Here is a 17,814-nt window from a genome sequence, read left to right as displayed (position 1 = left end):
TAATTCAGTCCTGAGGTAAAAGTCGATACTGTTCGGGGCTGATGGGCTCATAACCCAATCGTTGAAACAGCCCGTGGGAAGCCTGATTGTCGGCCAGTACGGTCGCCAACAGATGGCGCTCCGGATACAGTCGACGCAACAACTTCAGTCCCGCCTCGGCGATGCCAAGACGATAGTGTTCGGGTGAGACCAGTACGGAGATCTCGTCATACTGAGTACTCGCAACCGGGTCCAGGCGCAGCATGCCGACCGGCGTCTCCCCCAGCACCATAAACGCTAACAGCGCTGCCGGATCCGCCAACTTGTTACGGTACCAGGCCTGGTGCCCTTCCCAGGAGGGAACTTGGGGATTGCGGGCAAACATCCGGGTCCGGGGGGCACATTGCCACTCAAAGAGGATCTGGCAATCTTCCGCCTGTGCCAATCTCACCCTCAGGGGACGGCCATCCCGGATCGGCTCCTCCAACAGCGCCATCATCACCCGCTTAATGCCGAGACCATCGGTAATCCGTGCGGCAGCTGCGGTCAGCGTTTCTCGATGGGCCAGGCCCTCGACAATCGCGTGCTGCAGCATCTGCGGCGAGGATACGGCCTCAATCGGCAGTGTCTGGATCGCGCCAGCGTCCGCCAGGTTTGCCAGCACCTCGCGCTGATTCTCTGCCAAACACAAAGTCAGGGTGGGCAATCCCAGGACACAACGCTCCCAACTGGTGGTGCCGGCGGCGCCAATGGCCAGATCCGCTTCCACCATCAGTTCGGCCATCCTCGGTGTCGCCACGTGCAGCCGGGTCTCAAACGGCATCATCGCCACACTCTGACGCAGAGTCTCGCTGTGCGGGTTGCTCGCACCGATCACCAGGTCCACGCTCAGGGCTGCGTGGTCGAAGACTTGGGCCAAAGACACCAACAACCGGGCACTGAGGTTATCCGGGTCGGCCCCGCCCAGGGTGATCAGCAACCTGGGCGTCTCTACCGCCGCCTGCCGACGACGCAGTGCGGCAGCACGTAACTGCGCAAACTCTGGCCGCAGCAGGGCATACTTGGCGCCCGCCAGGATTTGTGTATCGGCCCGCAAGAGCCGGGGTTGGTAGTCCGACGGCAAGCGACCATGGGTCTGATCCAGCACCCAATCCGCATCCAGCGGACGATCCGCCAGATCATCCAGCACCAGGATCCGCTTTGTCGCAGGCCGCAGCTCCTGATGCCAGCGAGCGTCCAGGCCATAGTGGTCCACCACCAGCAGATCGACCGAGCCGCCCAGAGAACGTTGGATCACGGTGACGGTCTGGTCGGCATCGGTGTGCCAGGGGGCACCCAACCACTGCTGGTAGGGCTGCCGCTCTGTCGGGTCAAAGGACACCAGCTGGGCCGGCAGTAGTGTTATTTCATACTGCTGCGCAGCAATGATGGCAGCCAGGTGACCCGGCAGTTCCCGACAAACAAAATGGCAGCGGTAGCCCGCTGCCTGAAGGGCCTTAGCCAGGGTAAGGCAACGGTAAACGTGCCCCGTCCCCATCTGAGAGGAAGCATCCACCCGGAACACGGCCGTCCTTGTCACGCTTCACGCTCCAGCATCAGTTGAAACAACCGCTCCGCCCGAACCCAGTCTTCCGGCGTATCGATGTCCTGCACCCGATGACGAGGCAGCAGGATCAGGCGGGAAGCCCGGCCAAACAATGGCACTCCCTGTTGCCAGGCATCGGCGTGGCCCCAGTAGAACTGGCCAGCGTCGTGATAGGCCTCTTCCAGATCCTGCGAACGAGTGAGCAGGTGCTCCGGCTGGAACATAGCAACCTCACCGGCCTCATTGACCTTCAGGGCCCGCTGGATCGGGAAAGGAAAGCTGGTCGCAGTAAAAGCATACTGGCAATCGGACTGTGCCATCAGCGTTAGCCCGCGACGCAGGTCTTGCGCCTGGACAAAGGGAGCGGTGGCGTAGAGACAACACACCAACGTCGCTTCCTCGCCCTGCTCCGAACACCAGTTCACCGCATGACGGATCACATCCACCGTGGTGGCGTAATCATCCGACAGCTCCGACGGGCGCACAAAGGGCACATCGGCACCGTACTGGCGGGCGACATCGGCGATCTCAGCGTCGTCCGTACTGACGATGATGCGGTCGAAGCAGCCCGACGTGCGAGCCGCTTCGATGGACCAGGCGATCATCGGTTTACCGTGAAACGGCTTGATGTTTTTCCGAGGGATCCGCTTGCTGCCACCTCGGGCAGGAATGACCGCGAGACGCATCTCAGGCTCCCAGGATGTCACGCAATGTGGCCACCACGGTGACCTGTTGCGCTTCGGTCATGGTATGGAACATCGGCAGCGAGATCGCCTCTGCGTAGTACTGCTCCGCGTGCGGAAAGTCGCCGTTGTTAAAGCCCATGGCCCGGTAATGAGGCTGGGTATGAACCGGGATGTAATGCAAGTTCACGCCGATCCCCTGTTCCCGCAACTGGGCAAACACCTCGGCGTGAGAGCAGGAAATGGCGTCCAGCTTCAGGCGAATCACATAGAGGTGAAGGCCGGAGTAGCTGTCCGGATGCTGGTAGGGCACCACCACAGGCAGTCCCGCCAGCAGCGCGTCGTAACGGCGGGCCAGGGCATGGCGCGCAGAGACAAAATCGGTCAGGCGGGCCATCTGGCTCACCCCCAGCGCCGCCTGCAGTTCGGTCATCCGGTAGTTATAACCGAGATCGACCTGCTGATAGTACCAGCCACCGTGGGAGGGCTCGGTCATCAGGGCTTCGTCGCGGGTGATACCATGACTGCGATAGAGCGCCATTTTAGCCGCCAGTTCGTCGTCATTGGTCAAGGCCGCGCCGCCTTCTGCCGTGGTCACGATCTTCACCGGGTGAAAGCTGAATACCGTGATGTCGCTGTAACGACCGTCACCGATGGGCTGGCCCTGGTAACGGCCACCGATGGCGTGGGAGGCATCCTCGATCACTTTGATGCCATAACGCTGACACAGGCGGTGGATGGCAGCCATATCACAGGCCTGACCGCACAGATGCACGGCCACCAGCACCTTGGGCAGGCGGCCTGCGGCGTCGGCCTCGGCCAGTTTCGTGGCCAGGGCCTCGGGACAGAGGTTGTAGGTGCGCGGGTCAATGTCCACAAAGTCCACTTGTGCACCGCAGTACAAACCGCAGTTTGCGGAGGCGACAAAGGTCACCGGCGTGGTCCAGAGCCAGTCACCCTCACCCAACCCCAGGGCCAAGCAGGCAATGTGCAGCGCCGAAGTGGCACTGTTGACGGCCAGGGCGTGTTTGGCGCCGGTAAAGTCAGTCAGGGTCCGTTCAAAGGCCGGCACCTGCGGCCCCTGGGTCAGAAAATCGGATTTCAGGACCGACACCACCGCATCAATGTCGTCCTGAGTGATCTCTTGTTTGCCGTAAGGGATCACCGCCGCCTCACGCTTCAAAATTCGGATCGACGTGCTCGCGGATCAGGTCACGCAAGCTCTCAACGGTTTCCCACTCAGTGTTGGTACCCGAGTTGTATTTAAAGCCGAAGGGCACCTTGCTGGCCTTGTGGTGATCCAGGTACTCCTGCTCCGTGTAGGTGAACGACACCGAGGGCAGAATGGCGTAATACGCGCCCAGATCAATGGTATTCAGGGAGTCAGTATCGGTGATCATCTCTTCATGCAGCTTCTCTCCCGGACGGATCCCAACGATGCGAGTCTTGGCCTCGGGTGCCACGGCCTCAGCCACATCGGTGATCTTGTATGAGGGGATCTTGGGGATGAAGATCTCGCCACCTAGGTGGTGGCCCAGGGCGAACATCACCAAGTTCACACCATCCTGCAAAGAGATGTTAAAGCGGGTCATCTCCTCGTGGGTAATGGGCAGCACGCCCTCTTCCCGCTTGTTGAGGAAGAAGGGGATCACTGAGCCACGCGAACCCATCACGTTGCCATAGCGCACAACCGAGAAACGGATATCTTTGGACCCTTTGATGTTGTTGGCGGCCGTGAACAACTTGTCCGACGCTAACTTGGTGGCACCGTAAAGGTTGATGGGGGCACAGGCCTTGTCGGTCGACAGTGCGACGACATCCTTAACCCCACACTGCAGCGCTGCATGGATAACGTTTTCCGCGCCATCCACGTTGGTACGGATGCACTCGGTGGGGTTGTACTCGGCGGTATCCACCTGCTTGATGGCCGCGGCATGAATGATCACATCCACCCCTTCGCAGGCCTGGATCATCCGCTCCCGGTCGCGCACGTCGCCAATAAAGAAGCGCAGCATCGGAAACTCTTTAGCAGGATACTTTTGCCTCAGCTCAAACTGTTTCAGTTCATCCCGAGAGAAGATGATGATCTTCTTCACCTGTGGATAGCGGGCTAAAATGGTTTCGATGAACTTTTTCCCAAAGGAGCCGGTTCCACCGGTGATAAGGATGGATTTTTGGTTCAGCATCTGTACTCCAAACTGTTTAACCTGCCGTCACGGTAAAACGATGCCAAGTAAAGCGACCGTTAAACTGGGCATCACTTGATTTGGGTACCATCGAGCCTCAAAACACAGGCTCCAGTGATACGCAAAATGCCGCGCAGGGTGGCCCTGGCGGGCCATCTGGGCAATTGTATCAGGTATGATCTTGACTCGACAGACTACGAAGAAACTGCCAACAGGATCAGGCCGAACGAAACAGATAAACAACCCCATACGGGGTACGAAAAGTATCTTCACTGCATCATGCTAGGCGCCGCCGGCCTATCTCGATAAACTTCCCCTAACCGCCCGAATTCGGACTCAGCACAATGACACAAACCGCCATCTATCCCGGCACTTTTGACCCCATCACCAACGGCCATCTGGACCTGATCAAGCGCGCCAGCCGGATGTTCGACCGGGTGATCGTCGGCGTTGCCGCCAGCCCCAGTAAACAGCCCCTGTTCAACCTGGAGGAGCGGGTGGCGCTGATCCGGCAGATCACCGCCAAGCTGGACAACGTCGAAGTGGTCGGCTTTTCCGGTTTGCTGGTGGACTTCGCCAAGCAGTACCAGGCGTTGGTACTGGTGCGGGGGTTACGCGCGGTATCGGATTTCGAGTACGAGTTTCAGCTGGCCAACATGAACCGGCGCCTGCACCCGGAGCTGGAGAGCGTATTTCTGACCCCGGCGGAGGAGAACTCCTTCATCTCCTCCTCACTGGTCAAGGAGGTGGCACTGCACGATGGCGATGTCAGCGGCTTCATCCCCGCCGCTGTGGTCAAACCGCTGCTGCGCAAGCTGGGTAAATCCCCGGCGTAAGGCGCCACTGCCCCTTGGCCTAACCAGCTGAACCTAAAGAGGCTCCACTTTCCTGTAAGCCCAGAAGCCTCGGGCTTTGATCCGGCTCTTAGGAACCAGAGCCTAGATCCTAGTTCCTAAGAGCTAGGTGCTCGACTGCATCAGGTTGCCTTCACGAAAGGGAAGGCGCAGCACAATTCGGAACAGTGATTCAGCGCTGACAGCGGCCGCAGTACACCGTGGCCCGCTGGCCCAGCTTAATCTCCTTCAGCTCACCGCCACACTGGTGGCAGGGCTGGCCGCCCCGTCCGTAGACATGCAGCTGCTGGACAAAGTAGCCGGGCTTGCCGTCGGCCTGGGTAAAGTCTTTCAAAGTGGTGCCTCCCTGCTCGATGGCCGCCGCCAGCACCCGCTTCACTTCGGTCACCAGCCGCTCGAGACGAGGTCGACCGAGGCTGCCGGCGACCGCAGTGGGCCGGATCCCGGCGGCAAACAGCGCTTCGTTGGCGTAGATGTTTCCCACCCCCACCACCACCTTGTTATCCATCAGCGCCGTTTTGATGGCACTGCGCTTGCCCCGCAGGGCATCAGCGAGCTGGTCGGGGTTGAAACCCAGGGTCAGCGGCTCCGGACCCAACTGGTTGAGCAGCGGTTGCGCCTCCAGCGGCAGCTGCCACCAGATGGCGGCGCCAAAACGGCGGGGATCATTGAGCCGCAGCACCGCGCCACTGTTCAGGACCAGGTCCAGATGGTCATGCTTGCCGGCAGCGGGCGCCGGATTGAGTACCCGCAAGCTGCCTGACATGCCCAGGTGGAGGATCAACACCCCGGCCTGGCTCTCCAGCAGCAGGTACTTGGCGCGGCGCCAGACCCGCTCGATCCGTTGGCCCGCCAACTGCTGGATCTGCGGGTCCACCGGCCAGCGCAGTCGTGGCTGGCGTACCACCACCGACACCACCCGCTGCCCCTCCAGGTGCGGTGCGATGCCCTGACGGGTCACTTCCACTTCAGGTAATTCCGGCACCCTCTCCTCCTAAGCTTTAGCCACGCGCAGTTTGCCCCATGGTCTCAGAACCGGTACTTGAACACCACGCTGCCCCAGCCCAGGTGCTCTTTTTCATAGGGGGTGTCATTGGGGTAACTGGTGCGAGTCAACACGTAGTTGAACTCGCCGCCCAGCAGCCAGTGGGTGCCCAGCTGGTAGTAGATCCCGCCCCCGGCGCCGTAACCGTATCCGAAGTTGTTGCGGTAAAAGCGGCCGGCACCGCCATAGAAACTCAGGGCCCAACGGTCGGAGATCTGGTAGCCCAGCTCGCCGATGCGCCACATCAGCAGGTTGGTGGAATCGCTCCAGTCCAGCAGGTCCTCCACCACCAGCTCGACACCAGTGCCCAAACTCCAGCGCTCGCTGATCGGGCGCATCACTCCCAGCTGCAGGTTGGGACGCAGGCTGGTTTCGGTGAAACTGTCATTGACCGAGTTGCCGTTGTTGATGCGGCTGAACAACGAACCACCGGCACCGACGTAGAACTGCGGCTCGGCACTGGCCCAAACCGGTACCGCGACGCCACTGCTTAACGCCATCGCCATCACCCATTGCCTTACCACTGCCATATCAACTCACCCCGAAAGAAATTGTCCGCAAACACCGTCCGGCCACCGTACAGGCGGTAACCCAACTGCTGGCCCCACAGCCGGCCAAAGTAACGCAGGTCGAGCTCATGCCCGGTGCGGTATTCGATCCCGGCCGGCGACTTGTTGTCAGTCATCCGGTAGGTCAACTCGTACCGCTGCTCACTGGCCCGCTGCCAACCCAGCTTGATCATGTGGTTCTGCGCCCCGCGCCGACTGTCGTTAAACTGCCGGTTGTTGGCGCCCCAATGGCCCATGACAATGCCATCGTTGGTATAGCCATCACGATAGATGTAATGGGTAAACCAGGCGTGCTGCCACTCGGTGGTTTCGTATTGCAACGACCAGTCCGGGCCACCGAGCCAGTCCGGCAGGAAGGGCACATGGATCCCGACCGACATGGCGATGTTGCTCAGCTGCAGGTTGGAGTGGCTGCCGGTATCCTCACCGGCGTACTCCATCAGCACCGCGAAGGGAACCGGGCCGCCGAAGTTGATCCGGCTGCTGATGGAAGCTTGCTGGTTGCCCGACTCACAGGTGTTGGCAGGGCCATCACAATCGATCTTGGCGCTGTTGTCATTGGCAGCCGGATCCCAGAACGCGTTCCAGATGCTGCGCAGGGTCACCTCCCTCGAACCGCCACCAAACTGCATGGTGCGGTTGAGGGCGATGGTCCAGCCCTCCACCGGGCTGAAACTGGTCTGGAAACCCAGCAGCGCCGGCCGCCCCGATTCCAGCTCATCGCCGTAGACAATGTTGTCGTGGTGCTCCAGCCGGCTGACGTAGACCTCATAATGCAGGTTCCAGGCTTTCTCGAACGGCAGCGGGTTGCTCAGCCCGACCGAGAACGAGGGCCGGGCGTTGGTCGACATCAGCTGGGCCGATTCGGCAAAGGGAGACAACCAGTGTTCGCGATAACCGACGTCCAGCTGCAGCTTATCGGAGCCGATACTCAGGTAGCTGCCGATCGGGATCAGATCGCTGTCACTGTCCGGCTGGGTTTTACCACCGGCCGAGTCCAGCGCCAGTCCCCCCGCCGACAACACCAGCCAGTCCAGGGGCTGGTAATGCAGGTTAACCGTGGCCCGGTAGTTGGAGTCGAGCCGCTCGCCCCGGGCATTGGGCAGGATATGCCCCTGCTGCGGATTGTCGGCCGCTGCCAGCCCCACCTCGGCATAGGTGATCGCCAGTTCGCGCTCATAACGATACAGGCGACGATCGATCTCCAGGTACAAACCGGGGACCGAGTCCTTGATCAGTTCCAGGTGGTGACGCACCTGTTTGACGTTGTAGGGCTTGCGCATGGTCGGCATGTCGGTCAGTACCACCAGCTGATCGATACGGCCATTGAGGTAACTGTCCTGCAGCGAGATATAGGGCGATGCGGCTTGCGCAGCCATCGTCGCCAGCGCCACGCCAGTCAGGGAGGAGAGCAGAAGTGTTCGCAAGTTAACGATCCCAATCAGTAAAAAGAGCTTCCAATCAGCAAGATGGCGCGATGATACCAGTGCTTGCTAAGGGCCACCAAACCGTCATCGCCTGCCTTGAATGCCGCCACAGTAAACATAAAAAAAGCCCGGCCAATAGGCCGGGCTTTTCAGAAGCACCAGAGCAATTACTTGATCTTGGCTTCTTTGTACAGAACGTGCTTGCGGATGGTCGGATCAAACTTTTTGATCTCGAACTTTTCCGGCATTTCACGCTTGTTTTTGTCGGTGGTGTAGAAGTGGCCAGTGCCAGCAGAGGACACCAGACGGATCTTCTCACGAATACCTTTCTTAGCCATCGTTTAACTCCTTAAACCTTTTCGCCACGGGCACGCAGTTCTTGCAGAACCACTTCGATGCCTTTCTTGTCGATGATACGCATACCCTTGGTGGATACACGCAGTTTAACGAAGCGCTTTTCACCTTCTACCCAGAAACGATGGGTGTGCAGGTTAGGCAGAAAACGACGCTTGGTGTGGTTTTTTGCGTGGGAAACGTTGTTCCCAGTTACCGGACGCTTACCGGTAACTTGACATACTTTAGACATTTCAGTCTCCAAATCTTAGCTCGAGCATCATTGTGCCTCGTATGGCCGTCGCCCGAGGACACACGAAGGGCGCATTTTATACAAGATCACTACGCAAAGATCAAGCCATCGTCGTAGCAACCCTAAATTTGATCACAACCAACCGCGTTCGGCGAATGAGCAACTCTCTCCGCTGCCCACCACCAGATGATCCAGTACGGGGATATCCACCAAGGCCAAGGCCTGCTGGATGCGCCCGGTAATGTGTCGGTCGGCTTGACTCGGTTCGGCAATCCCCGACGGGTGGTTATGAGCCAGGATCACCGCCGCCGCATTGGCCGACAGTGCCACTTTAACCACTTCACGGGGATAGACAGCGGCGGCATCAATGGTGCCACGCGCCAAAGCTTCCAGGCTGATCACCCGGTGCTGACTGTCCAGCAACAACAATAAAAATCGTTCTTCTTCCAAGCCTTGCAGATGACTGCGCAGATAATCACGCACCGCTTGCGGCGAATTCATGCAGGATTCTCGCTGCAGCGCAGAGGCCAGGTGCCGACGGGCTAGCTCCATGGTGGCCTGCAATTGTACGAACTTTGCCTCACCAAGACCACGAATTGCGCAAAATTCCTGCTTATTGGCCGCCAGCAGGGCCGACAAACCGCCAAACTGCTGCAGCAGTTGTCGGGCCAGCTCCACCGCGCTGCAGCCCGATACCCCGGTGCGCAGAAAGATCGCCAGCAGTTCCGCATCACTCAGCGCCGCCGCACCTTGCGCCAGCAACCTTTCTCGGGGGCGTTCCGCACTGGGCCATTGGTTAATGGGCATCATCGCTTATCCTTCCGTTGCTGCCAGCCTTACGGCGCTCTGTGTTATCTTAGGCCGCAGAATCCGGAGCAAGGCAAGGTCATGACCCCAGTCAAAATTCTTCTTGGTGTAAGCGGTGGTATCGCCGCCTACAAAACCCCCAACCTGGTGCGCCGACTGCGTGAACAGGGCGCCGAAGTCCGGGTGGTAATGACCCAGGGTGCCGGCGCTTTCGTCACCGAGATGAGCCTGCAGGCGGTCTCCGGCCACCCGGTGGCGCAGGACCTACTCGACCCAGCCACCGAATCAGCCATGGGGCATATCGAACTCGCGCGCTGGGCTGACCTGGTGCTGATCGCCCCTGCCAGTGCCAACCTCATCGCCCGGCTGGCCCAGGGAATGGCCGACGACCTGCTCACCACTGCAGTATTGGCCACCCAGGCGCCGGTCTTGCTCTGCCCCGCAATGAATACCGTGATGTACCAGCACCCCGCCACCCAGGCCAACCTCAGGACCCTGGCGGCACGGGGCGTCGACCTATTCGGCCCCGATGCCGGCGAGCAGGCCTGCGGGGAAGTGGGCCCGGGCCGTCTGCCGGAACCGGAAGCGATCACCGCCTACTGGCAGCAACACTACCAGAGCCCAGCCGACGGCCCCCTGGCCGGCAGGCGGGTCCTGATCACCGCCGGTCCGACCCGTGAGGCACTGGATCCGGTGCGCTACATCTCCAACCACAGCTCCGGCAAGATGGGCTATGCCCTGGCCGAACAGGCCCGCCAGTTGGGCGCAGAGGTAACCCTGGTCAGTGGCCCGGTCTCCCTCTCGGCACCGGCCGGCGTCCAGCGCATCCCGGTGGAGTCCGCGCAGCAGATGCTGGAGGCGGTGCTGGCAGCGCTGCCGGGCCAGGACATCTTCATCGGCTGTGCCGCGGTGGCGGATTACCGTGCGGTCAGCATTGCCGAGGGCAAAATCAAGAAATCCCGGGACAGGATGCAGATCGAACTGGTGCGAAATCCGGATATCCTGGCCACGGTTGCCAGTGCCAATAATCGACCCTATACCGTTGGATTTGCTGCGGAAACCCACAATGTGGAACAATACGCCCGCGACAAACTGGCCCGCAAAAATCTGGATCTGATCGCCGCCAACGATGTCTCGCAACCGGGACAAGGCTTCAATGCCGACGGCAACGCTCTGACCCTTTATTGGAAAGATGGCGCACTGAGCCTGGGCCACAGCGCTAAGGCCGATCAGGCCCGCCAACTGTTAATGACTATTGCCAAGCGATTGCCAACCGATGAAAACACCGATTGAACTGAAGATCCTGGACCCCCGCCTCGGCACCGAGTGGCCGCTGCCGGATTACGCCACCCCCGGCTCCGCCGGCATGGATCTGCGTGCCATGCTGGACACCCCGCTGACCCTTGAGCCGGGGCAGACCGAGCTGATCCCCACCGGCATGGCGATCCACATCGGTGATGCCGGCCTGGCCGCCACCATCCTGCCCCGCTCCGGTCTCGGACATAAAAAAGGCATTGTGCTTGGCAACCTGGTCGGTTTGATCGACTCGGACTACCAGGGGCAACTGTTTGTCTCCTGCTGGAACCGCGGCAACCAGTCCTTCACCATGGAACCCGGTGAGCGTATCGCCCAGCTGGTGTTCCTGCCGGTGGTACAGGCAGCCTTCAAGCACGTTGAGGCTTTTGACAGTTCCGATCGCGGCGACGGTGGTTTTGGCCACTCCGGCACCCGATAAATACGGAGATCCCATGGCTGCCAATCATAAGAAAAATCGCCGCCAGCATATTCTTGAATGCCTGGCCAAAATGCTGGAAACCTGCCCCGGTCAGCGGATCACGACCAAGGCCCTGGCGGCCGAGGTGGGGGTTTCCGAGGCAGCTCTGTATCGCCACTTTCCCTCCAAAGCCCGGATGTTCGAAGGGCTGATCGAGTTTATCGAGGACTCCCTGCTGTCCCGTATCAACCTGATCATGATGGAAGAGAAAGACACCATGAACCGCTGCCAGTTGGTCCTGCAGCTGCTGCTTACCTTTGCCGAGCGCAACCCGGGGATCACCCGGTTGCTGACCGGTGACGCCCTGATTGGCGAACAGGAGCGACTGCGGGAGCGGATCAACCAGCTGTTTGGCAAGATCGAAACCCAGATCAAGCAGGCGTTGCGAGAGAAGAGCCTGCGTGAAGGTCAGGGCTTCTATCTTGAGGAGGGGATGCTGGCCAACCTGCTGCTGGCCTGGGCCGAAGGGCGCATCGCCCAGTTTGTCCGCAGTGACTTTAAGCAGCTGCCCACCGACAGCTTCTCCGAACAGTGGGCCTTTATCCGCCAGCAGCTGCTGCAAAGCTGAATCCTACAGAGCAAAAAAGGCGCCTTCCGGGCGCCCTTTTTGTTTGCGTCGATCTGCCGGTTCACTCGCCCTGAAGTTGGCTCAAGCGCTCTGCTTCCGCTTGGATCATCTGCCCCAGCTCCTCCAGGTTTTCCTGCACCCGGAGCATCCCCAACTGCGCGCCCTGGCTGGTCAGCTGCGGCATCATATCGATGCTCTTACGGCCCACCGGCGTCTGGTAGAACTCGCTCAGAGCCCGAAGCTCATCGCTGGTAAAAGCCTCGGCGTAAATCTCGACGAAATCATCCTTGAGCCGCTCGTAGCTCAGGTGCTCGTCAAAGAAGGTCTTAAACACATGACGATAAGGCATCATGGCGGGGTTTTGCTGCATCTCTACCTGCATCATCTGCTCGATGGTCAACTGCATGGCTTCCGCCATGTTCATCACCTCCAGTAGCTGTTCTGCTGCCTCATAGCGCTCATGCTGTGCCTGTGCCTGTGCCTGTGCCTGTGCCTGTGCCTGTGCCTGTGCCTGTGCCTGCAGGCTACCCAGCAGTAATGCTGCGGCAACCATGGCCTGCTTATACCATTCCATCGTTAGACCCTAATCCCTTGTTGCAAACACTAAAATATTCAACCTACCAGCCTTAGGGCTGATCCCGAAGCACCCGGAGCACAAAAAGTAAAAAGGCGCCATCAAGGCGCCTTTTGCACTAAAAAACCTTAAGCGATGCCGTACTGCTCGCGATAGGCGCTCACCGCGGCCAGCTCGGCCTCGCGACCCTCCTGCTGCGCCAGGTAGGTGATCAGGTCCTTCAGGGTGATGATCGACACCACGGCGCAGCCGAAATCGCGCTCAACCTCCTGGATGGCGGACAGTTCGCCCTGACCCTTCTCCTGACGATCCAGGGCGATCAGCACCCCGGCCAGCTCGGCGCCGTTGGCCTGGATGATGGTCATCGACTCGCGGATGGCGGTGCCGGCGGTGATCACATCGTCCACCAACATCACTCGGCCCCGAAGCTCGGAACCCACCAGGTTGCCCCCTTCGCCGTGATCCTTGGCTTCCTTTCGGTTAAAGCAGTAGGGCAGGTCGCGGTCATGGTGGTCGGCCAGGGCAACCGCGGTGGTGGTGGCAATCGGGATCCCCTTGTACGCGGGGCCGAACAGCAGGTCGAAATCGATGCCGGCATCCATCAGGGCAGCAGCGTAGAATCGGCCCAGTTTGGCCAAGTCACTGCCTCGGTTAAACAGACCCGCGTTGAAGAAGTAGGGGCTGGTGCGGCCGGATTTCAGGGTGAACTCACCGAAGCGCAGGACATTACGTTCGAGGGCAAATTCGATAAAGGCTTTCTGGTAGGCTTTCACGGTCTCTCCAATCTCTCTGCCTGGGGCTTAATAAAGCAGAAGCGGCAAAGCCGCTTCTGGTGTTTCAGTTCTGGTTGTAAGCGTCTTTCTGCGCCGCGATCAGGGCCGCGATGCCATCTTTGGCCAGCGCCATCATGGCGTTCATCTCATCGAATGAGAAGGGTTCGCCCTCCGCGGTCCCCTGTACCTCGATGATGCGGCCATCCTCCCCCATCACCACGTTCATGTCGGTCTCGGCGGTGGAGTCCTCGCTGTAGTCGAGGTCACACACCGGCTGGCCCTTGACGATGCCGACGGAGACCGCGGCAATGGGCTGCTTGAGCGGGCTGATCTTCAGCTTGCCCTTAGCCTTGAGGTGGTCGATGGCGTCCATCAGCGCCACACAGGCACCGGTAATGGCTGCGGTGCGGGTACCACCGTCCGCCTGGATCACATCGCAGTCGATGGTGATGGTGTGCTCACCCAGGGCTTTCAGATCCACCGCCGCACGCAGGCTGCGGCCGATCAAACGCTGGATCTCCTGGGTCCGACCGCTCTGCTTACCCCGCGCCGCCTCCCGGTTGTTCCGGCTGTGGGTCGCCCGCGGCAGCATGCCGTACTCGGCGGTGATCCAGCCCTGCCCCTGGCCCCGCAGGAAGCGAGGTACGCCCTCCTCCACACTGGCGGTGCAGATCACCTGGGTATGACCGAAGGCGATCAGCACGGAGCCCTCGGCGTGGGCGGTGAAGTTTCGGGTGATGGATACCGGACGCGGCTGGGCCGCGGTTCTGCCGTTGGAACGCATGAAGATCTACCTATAGTGGCGGGAAGTGGCGGCGATTATAGCAACCTTGGGGATTCATGTTTAACCCCGCTGGCCGAAGCTGCTGCCAACCCCTGTAAGAGATTGGCCAATTGTTATCCAATGCGGATTCTCCTAGTCTGGGATTATTTGCATGGAGAGCAATAAGATGTTGAGAAAATTGACCTTAGTGGCCTTGGCCGGCCTGATAACGGCAGGCTGTGCCACCCCGGAGCGGGAGCTGAAAACCGCCGAAGTGCCGGAGGTACAGGCACCGGAAATTATCCTCCCATCAGCCCCGACCTTGAAACGCAAGATCGCCATCGGTCGCGTCACCAACGAAACCAACTACGGTCGCTCGCTGCTGTACGACAATCAGGGCGATCCCCTGGGCAAACAGGTGGCCGACATGCTGGCGGCCAAGTTGTCCCAGAGCGGTCGCTTTTTGGTATTCGAGCGGCCGGATCTCAACAAGATCCAGGCCGAACAAGCCCTCACCGGGCAGGCAAACCAGTTAGTGGGCGTGGATGCGCTGATCATCGGGTCCTTGACCGAGTTCGGCCGTAAAACCACCGGAGAGCGCGGCTTCCTCTCCAGCACCAAAGCGCAGACGGCCCACGCCAAGGTGGAGCTGCGCCTGGTGGACGTCAAAACCGGCCACATCTTTTTCACTACCTCAGGCAGTGCCGAAGCAACCCTCGAGTCGGCTTCGGTGATGGGCTTTGGCAGCCGGGCCGAGTACGACGCGACACTCAATGATCGCGCCATTAACGCCGCCCTCAGTGAGGTGATGAGCGGCCTGGTGGGCAAACTGATGGACCGTCCCTGGGAAACCCACATTCTCGATATCCAGGAGGGGCAGATCTTCATCTCTGGTGGCAAGCACCAGGGCATCCTGCCCGGACAGGAGCTGGTGGTTCAAACCCAGGGCCGCGAGGTGACGTCCGCACAAACCGGCTTCGCCATCAGGCTGCCCGGCAAGGAGGTGGCCCGCATTAAGATCGTCACCAACTTCGGTGACAACGAAACCAACGAAGGCAGCGTCGCAACCCTGCTCACCGGCTCACTGGACGCGCACACCATCGACCAGTTGGTCATCACCAGCGGAGAGAAGATCTAATGAAAGCACCCATCTGGATTCTATTTGCTCTGCTGCTGAGCGCTTGCGCCCCCTCCGAGCGGATCATCGCCGAACCCGATAAAGCCAGGCTGCTTCTGCAGGGGGGCGAGAAGGAGGACCAGGTCCAGCTCAATGACCGTGCCCTGGGGGCGCTGGGACAGTACACCGGCAGGACCCCTCTCGCCATTCCGGTCAGCGCCGGCACCCATCAACTGACTATCCTCCGTGACGGCCAGGTCATCTACACCGAAACCCTTTATATCGACGGTGATGTCACCAAAACCGTCCGCATTCAGTAAGGAGATCCGATGCACAAACATGGAAAGCTGGCACTGGCAGCGGCCCTGCTCGGTGCGCTCAGCGGCTGTGCCAGTCAAAGTGGACTCTACCACTGGGGCGAGTACGAGGACGCCGTCTACGAGCAACAACGCGCCCCGGAAGAGTTGGAAGCCTACATCACCCAGTTGACGGAGGTGGTCAACTACCAAGGCAAGGTGATTGCGCCAGGCCTCTATGCGGAGCTTGGCACCGCTTACCTGCACGCGGGCAAGATCGAGCAGGCGATATTTTGGTACCAGAAGGAACAGCAGCAGTGGCCGGAAAGCCAGGTATTAATGGAGGCGCTGATCAGCAATCTCCAGCGTCGACTCCCCACGACACAGGAGGTCAATTAAGATGCGATGGCTTAAACGTATACTGCCCCTGACCCTGCTGCTCCTGGCCGGCTGTGTCACCCCGCCTGAGCCTATGGATACCAGCGCCTTCGTTGCGGCAGCCCCCCGCTCCATCCTGGTTCTGCCACCGGTCAACCTCTCCGTGGAGGTCGATGCACCAGGTTATTTCCTTGCCACCATCTCAAAACCCCTAGGTGAAAAGGGCTATTACGTTTTCCCGGTGAACACGGTGAAAACCGTGATGAGTGCGGAGGGGATCAGCGAGCCCAAAGAGATGCACCAGCTGGCGCCCACCCAGTTGGGCAAAATGTTTGGTACCGACACCGTGCTCTACGTCACCATCAACAAGTGGGACTCCCAGTACGTCGTCCTGTCGACCACCACGGTCGTCGAGTTGGAGTACACCATCAAAAGCGCCCACACCGGGGAAACCCTGTGGCACACCGTCAAGCAGGTCACCTACACTCCGGACGGCGGTTCCAGTGGCAACCCGCTGGCGGATCTCATTGCCGGAGCGATCGTCGCTGCCATGGAGCGCGCCTCACCGAACTACATGCCGCTCGCCCGGCAGGCCAACTATCAGGTGCTGTACGGTGCCTACAGCGCCATTCCGGCCGGGCCTTACCTGCCCAAGCAGACCGCCAGCAACTAACCTGGCTTTCGAACAAGCCCGCATGCGCGGGCTTTTTTCCGCCCTGTAAAGCCAGAAGGTGACTCGGTATACTTGTCGCAGCCACCAACCCACAGAGTTATTGACCCATGATTCACTCCATGACCGCCTATGGCCGCGGTGATCTCAAAGCCGACTGGGGCAGCGCCTCCTGGGAGATCCGTTCCGTCAACCAGCGCTACCTGGAAACCTACCTGAGGCTGCCCGAGCAGTTTCGTGGCCTGGAGCCGGTGTTGCGCGAGCGTCTGCGCAAGCGCCTTGCCCGCGGCAAAGTGGAGGTCAGCCTGCGCTTCGACCTGGCCCAGAAAGCGGACACCGTCACCATGAACGAGGCCCTGGCCCAGCAGTTGATCGGTCAGGCCCAGCGCCTGCACACCTTGGCGGGGATCGGTCAGATCCAGCTGGTGGATCTGCTCAAGTGGCCCGGGGTATTGGAGTCCAGCGAACAGGACATGGATCAGATCAGCCAGGATCTGCTGCGTAAATTCGACGATGTAGTGAGCGATTTCCTTGCCGCCCGCGCCTCCGAGGGTAAGGCGATGGCGAGCCTGATCGAGCAACGCCTCGATGCCATCACCGAGCAGGCCGCGTTCGTGCGGGCACGGATGCCGGAAGTGATGGCGTGGCAGCGGCAACGACTGGGCGACCGACTGGCAGAGATCCAAGGCGACCTGGATCCGGCCCGGCTGGAGCAGGAGATGGTGCTTATGGCGCAGAAACTGGACGTGGCAGAGGAGTTGGACCGCCTCGACGCCCATGTGGCAGAGACGCGCAAAGTGTTGAAAAAAGGCGGCGCCTGCGGCCGACGTCTTGACTTCATGATGCAGGAGTTCAACCGCGAATCGAACACCCTGGCCTCGAAGTCGATTAACAGCGACATCACTGCCGCTGCCGTCGAGCTGAAGGTGCTGATCGAACAGATGCGGGAACAGATCCAAAACATCGAATAAGTTCTATCCGGATTCACCAATGCTTACCAAGCCCTGTTTTTACAGGGCTTTTTTTACTTTAGTCGTCTAGTGAAATCTATCAAAGTGCAGTTAAAGCCATGCCGTTTTGGGTAGTAAATCGGGTAGTGACTTTGGATGCCTACCCGCTTTTCGCCCTCAAATACACATTCACTACCCACACCGTTCAAATCCTGCTAAAACAGGACTAC

Annotated in this window: 22 protein-coding genes; 9 read left to right on the top strand and 13 right to left on the bottom strand. The window is 60.0% G+C overall.

All coding sequences use genetic code 11. The features are described 5' to 3' along the window. Window positions 1-4 precede the first annotated feature (4 nt). From pseG to pseB, 4 genes are read right to left on the bottom strand one after another with little or no spacing between them, the layout of a single operon-like run. Window positions 5-1,558 carry a UDP-2,4-diacetamido-2,4,6-trideoxy-beta-L-altropyranose hydrolase gene (gene pseG / locus ABD997_RS11665; protein ID WP_345317194.1) on the bottom strand — a complete coding sequence of 518 codons (1,554 nt, stop codon included), beginning with the start codon at window positions 1,556-1,558 and terminating at the stop codon, window positions 5-7. Continuing rightward, a complete protein-coding gene (gene pseF, locus ABD997_RS11660) occupies window positions 1,555-2,250 on the bottom strand; it encodes a pseudaminic acid cytidylyltransferase (protein WP_345317193.1) in 696 nt (231 codons plus the stop codon). Before pseF ends, pseG begins: the two co-directional genes overlap by 4 nt. 1 nt (window position 2,251) lies before the next feature. Next, window positions 2,252-3,412 carry a UDP-4-amino-4,6-dideoxy-N-acetyl-beta-L-altrosamine transaminase gene (gene pseC / locus ABD997_RS11655; RefSeq protein WP_345317276.1) on the bottom strand — a complete coding sequence of 387 codons (1,161 nt, stop codon included), beginning with the start codon at window positions 3,410-3,412 and terminating at the stop codon, window positions 2,252-2,254. A 7-nt stretch (window positions 3,413-3,419) separates the two neighbouring features. Further along, on the bottom strand, window positions 3,420-4,433 hold the full coding sequence (gene pseB / locus ABD997_RS11650; protein ID WP_345317192.1) for a UDP-N-acetylglucosamine 4,6-dehydratase (inverting): 1,014 nt from the start codon (window positions 4,431-4,433) through the stop codon (window positions 3,420-3,422). Window positions 4,434-4,777: 344 nt separating this feature from the next. Here pseB and coaD point away from each other — a divergent pair, with 344 nt between their 5' ends. Then, window positions 4,778-5,269 carry a pantetheine-phosphate adenylyltransferase gene (gene coaD, locus ABD997_RS11645; RefSeq protein ID WP_345317191.1) on the top strand — a complete coding sequence of 164 codons (492 nt, stop codon included), beginning with the start codon at window positions 4,778-4,780 and terminating at the stop codon, window positions 5,267-5,269. A gap of 190 nt (window positions 5,270-5,459) precedes the next feature. On the opposite strand, the gene mutM is transcribed toward coaD, so the two are convergent. The 6 genes from mutM to radC all read right to left on the bottom strand — a co-directional run bounded on the left by mutM (window position 5,460) and on the right by radC (window position 9,721). Further along, window positions 5,460-6,272 carry a bifunctional DNA-formamidopyrimidine glycosylase/DNA-(apurinic or apyrimidinic site) lyase gene (gene mutM / locus ABD997_RS11640; protein WP_345317190.1) on the bottom strand — a complete coding sequence of 271 codons (813 nt, stop codon included), beginning with the start codon at window positions 6,270-6,272 and terminating at the stop codon, window positions 5,460-5,462. Window positions 6,273-6,316: 44 nt separating this feature from the next. Next, window positions 6,317-6,862 (bottom strand): hypothetical protein, encoded by a 546-nt coding sequence (locus tag ABD997_RS11635; protein WP_345317189.1) that lies wholly within the window; start codon window positions 6,860-6,862, stop codon window positions 6,317-6,319. Further along, entirely contained in the window at window positions 6,850-8,328 is a 1,479-nt protein-coding gene (locus tag ABD997_RS11630) for a capsule assembly Wzi family protein (protein ID WP_345317188.1), read from the bottom strand. Before ABD997_RS11630 ends, ABD997_RS11635 begins: the two co-directional genes overlap by 13 nt. A gap of 167 nt (window positions 8,329-8,495) precedes the next feature. Beyond that, complete coding sequence (gene rpmG, locus ABD997_RS11625; protein ID WP_028116431.1) at window positions 8,496-8,666, bottom strand: 50S ribosomal protein L33; 171 nt, start codon at window positions 8,664-8,666, stop codon at window positions 8,496-8,498. A gap of 11 nt (window positions 8,667-8,677) precedes the next feature. Next, window positions 8,678-8,914 (bottom strand): 50S ribosomal protein L28, encoded by a 237-nt coding sequence (gene rpmB, locus ABD997_RS11620; RefSeq protein WP_345317187.1) that lies wholly within the window; start codon window positions 8,912-8,914, stop codon window positions 8,678-8,680. A 132-nt stretch (window positions 8,915-9,046) separates the two neighbouring features. After that, window positions 9,047-9,721 (bottom strand): RadC family protein, encoded by a 675-nt coding sequence (gene radC / locus ABD997_RS11615; RefSeq protein WP_345317275.1) that lies wholly within the window; start codon window positions 9,719-9,721, stop codon window positions 9,047-9,049. A gap of 81 nt (window positions 9,722-9,802) precedes the next feature. On the opposite strand from radC, the gene coaBC reads away from it, so the two are divergent. From coaBC to slmA, 3 genes are read left to right on the top strand one after another with little or no spacing between them, the layout of a single operon-like run. Further along, complete coding sequence (gene coaBC, locus ABD997_RS11610) at window positions 9,803-11,014, top strand: bifunctional phosphopantothenoylcysteine decarboxylase/phosphopantothenate--cysteine ligase CoaBC (protein ID WP_345317186.1); 1,212 nt, start codon at window positions 9,803-9,805, stop codon at window positions 11,012-11,014. After that, on the top strand, window positions 10,998-11,456 hold the full coding sequence (gene dut, locus ABD997_RS11605; protein ID WP_345317185.1) for a dUTP diphosphatase: 459 nt from the start codon (window positions 10,998-11,000) through the stop codon (window positions 11,454-11,456). Before coaBC ends, dut begins: the two co-directional genes overlap by 17 nt. Before the next feature lie 13 nt (window positions 11,457-11,469). Beyond that, the gene (slmA, locus tag ABD997_RS11600) at window positions 11,470-12,063 is read left to right on the top strand and encodes a nucleoid occlusion factor SlmA (protein WP_345317184.1); all 594 of its coding nucleotides are present in this window, start codon (window positions 11,470-11,472) and stop codon (window positions 12,061-12,063) included. Between the two features lie 61 nt (window positions 12,064-12,124). Here slmA and ABD997_RS11595 read toward each other — a convergent pair whose 3' ends face one another. The 3 genes from ABD997_RS11595 to rph all read right to left on the bottom strand — a co-directional run bounded on the left by ABD997_RS11595 (window position 12,125) and on the right by rph (window position 14,194). Beyond that, window positions 12,125-12,637 (bottom strand): DUF2059 domain-containing protein, encoded by a 513-nt coding sequence (locus ABD997_RS11595; protein WP_345317183.1) that lies wholly within the window; start codon window positions 12,635-12,637, stop codon window positions 12,125-12,127. A 128-nt stretch (window positions 12,638-12,765) separates the two neighbouring features. Next, a complete protein-coding gene (pyrE, locus tag ABD997_RS11590; protein ID WP_345317182.1) occupies window positions 12,766-13,410 on the bottom strand; it encodes an orotate phosphoribosyltransferase in 645 nt (214 codons plus the stop codon). A 64-nt stretch (window positions 13,411-13,474) separates the two neighbouring features. Beyond that, window positions 13,475-14,194, bottom strand: a complete 720-nt coding sequence (gene rph, locus ABD997_RS11585) for a ribonuclease PH (RefSeq protein ID WP_345317181.1) — start codon at window positions 14,192-14,194, stop codon at window positions 13,475-13,477. A 166-nt stretch (window positions 14,195-14,360) separates the two neighbouring features. Here rph and ABD997_RS11580 point away from each other — a divergent pair, with 166 nt between their 5' ends. From ABD997_RS11580 to ABD997_RS11560, 5 genes are all read left to right on the top strand, one after another. After that, a complete protein-coding gene (locus ABD997_RS11580) occupies window positions 14,361-15,311 on the top strand; it encodes a CsgG/HfaB family protein (protein WP_345317180.1) in 951 nt (316 codons plus the stop codon). Further along, on the top strand, window positions 15,311-15,610 hold the full coding sequence (locus ABD997_RS11575; RefSeq protein ID WP_345317179.1) for a PEGA domain-containing protein: 300 nt from the start codon (window positions 15,311-15,313) through the stop codon (window positions 15,608-15,610). The genes ABD997_RS11580 and ABD997_RS11575 overlap by 1 nt, the downstream gene beginning before the upstream one ends. Window positions 15,611-15,619: 9 nt before the next feature. Further along, window positions 15,620-15,985, top strand: coding sequence for a DUF4810 domain-containing protein (locus tag ABD997_RS11570; protein ID WP_345317178.1), 366 nt, complete (start codon window positions 15,620-15,622; stop codon window positions 15,983-15,985). 1 nt (window position 15,986) lies between these two features. Next, window positions 15,987-16,637 (top strand): DUF799 domain-containing protein, encoded by a 651-nt coding sequence (locus ABD997_RS11565; protein WP_345317177.1) that lies wholly within the window; start codon window positions 15,987-15,989, stop codon window positions 16,635-16,637. 107 nt (window positions 16,638-16,744) lie between these two features. After that, entirely contained in the window at window positions 16,745-17,605 is an 861-nt protein-coding gene (locus ABD997_RS11560) for a YicC/YloC family endoribonuclease (protein WP_345317176.1), read from the top strand. Window positions 17,606-17,814: the final 209 nt, after the last annotated feature.

The organism is Ferrimonas gelatinilytica, assembly GCF_039544205.1.
In the GTDB taxonomy this organism is placed as follows: Bacteria; Pseudomonadota; Gammaproteobacteria; order Enterobacterales; family Shewanellaceae; genus Ferrimonas; species Ferrimonas gelatinilytica.
Note: the sequence above shows the minus strand (reverse complement) of the source record. Positions and strands in the feature narration are given on the sequence as shown.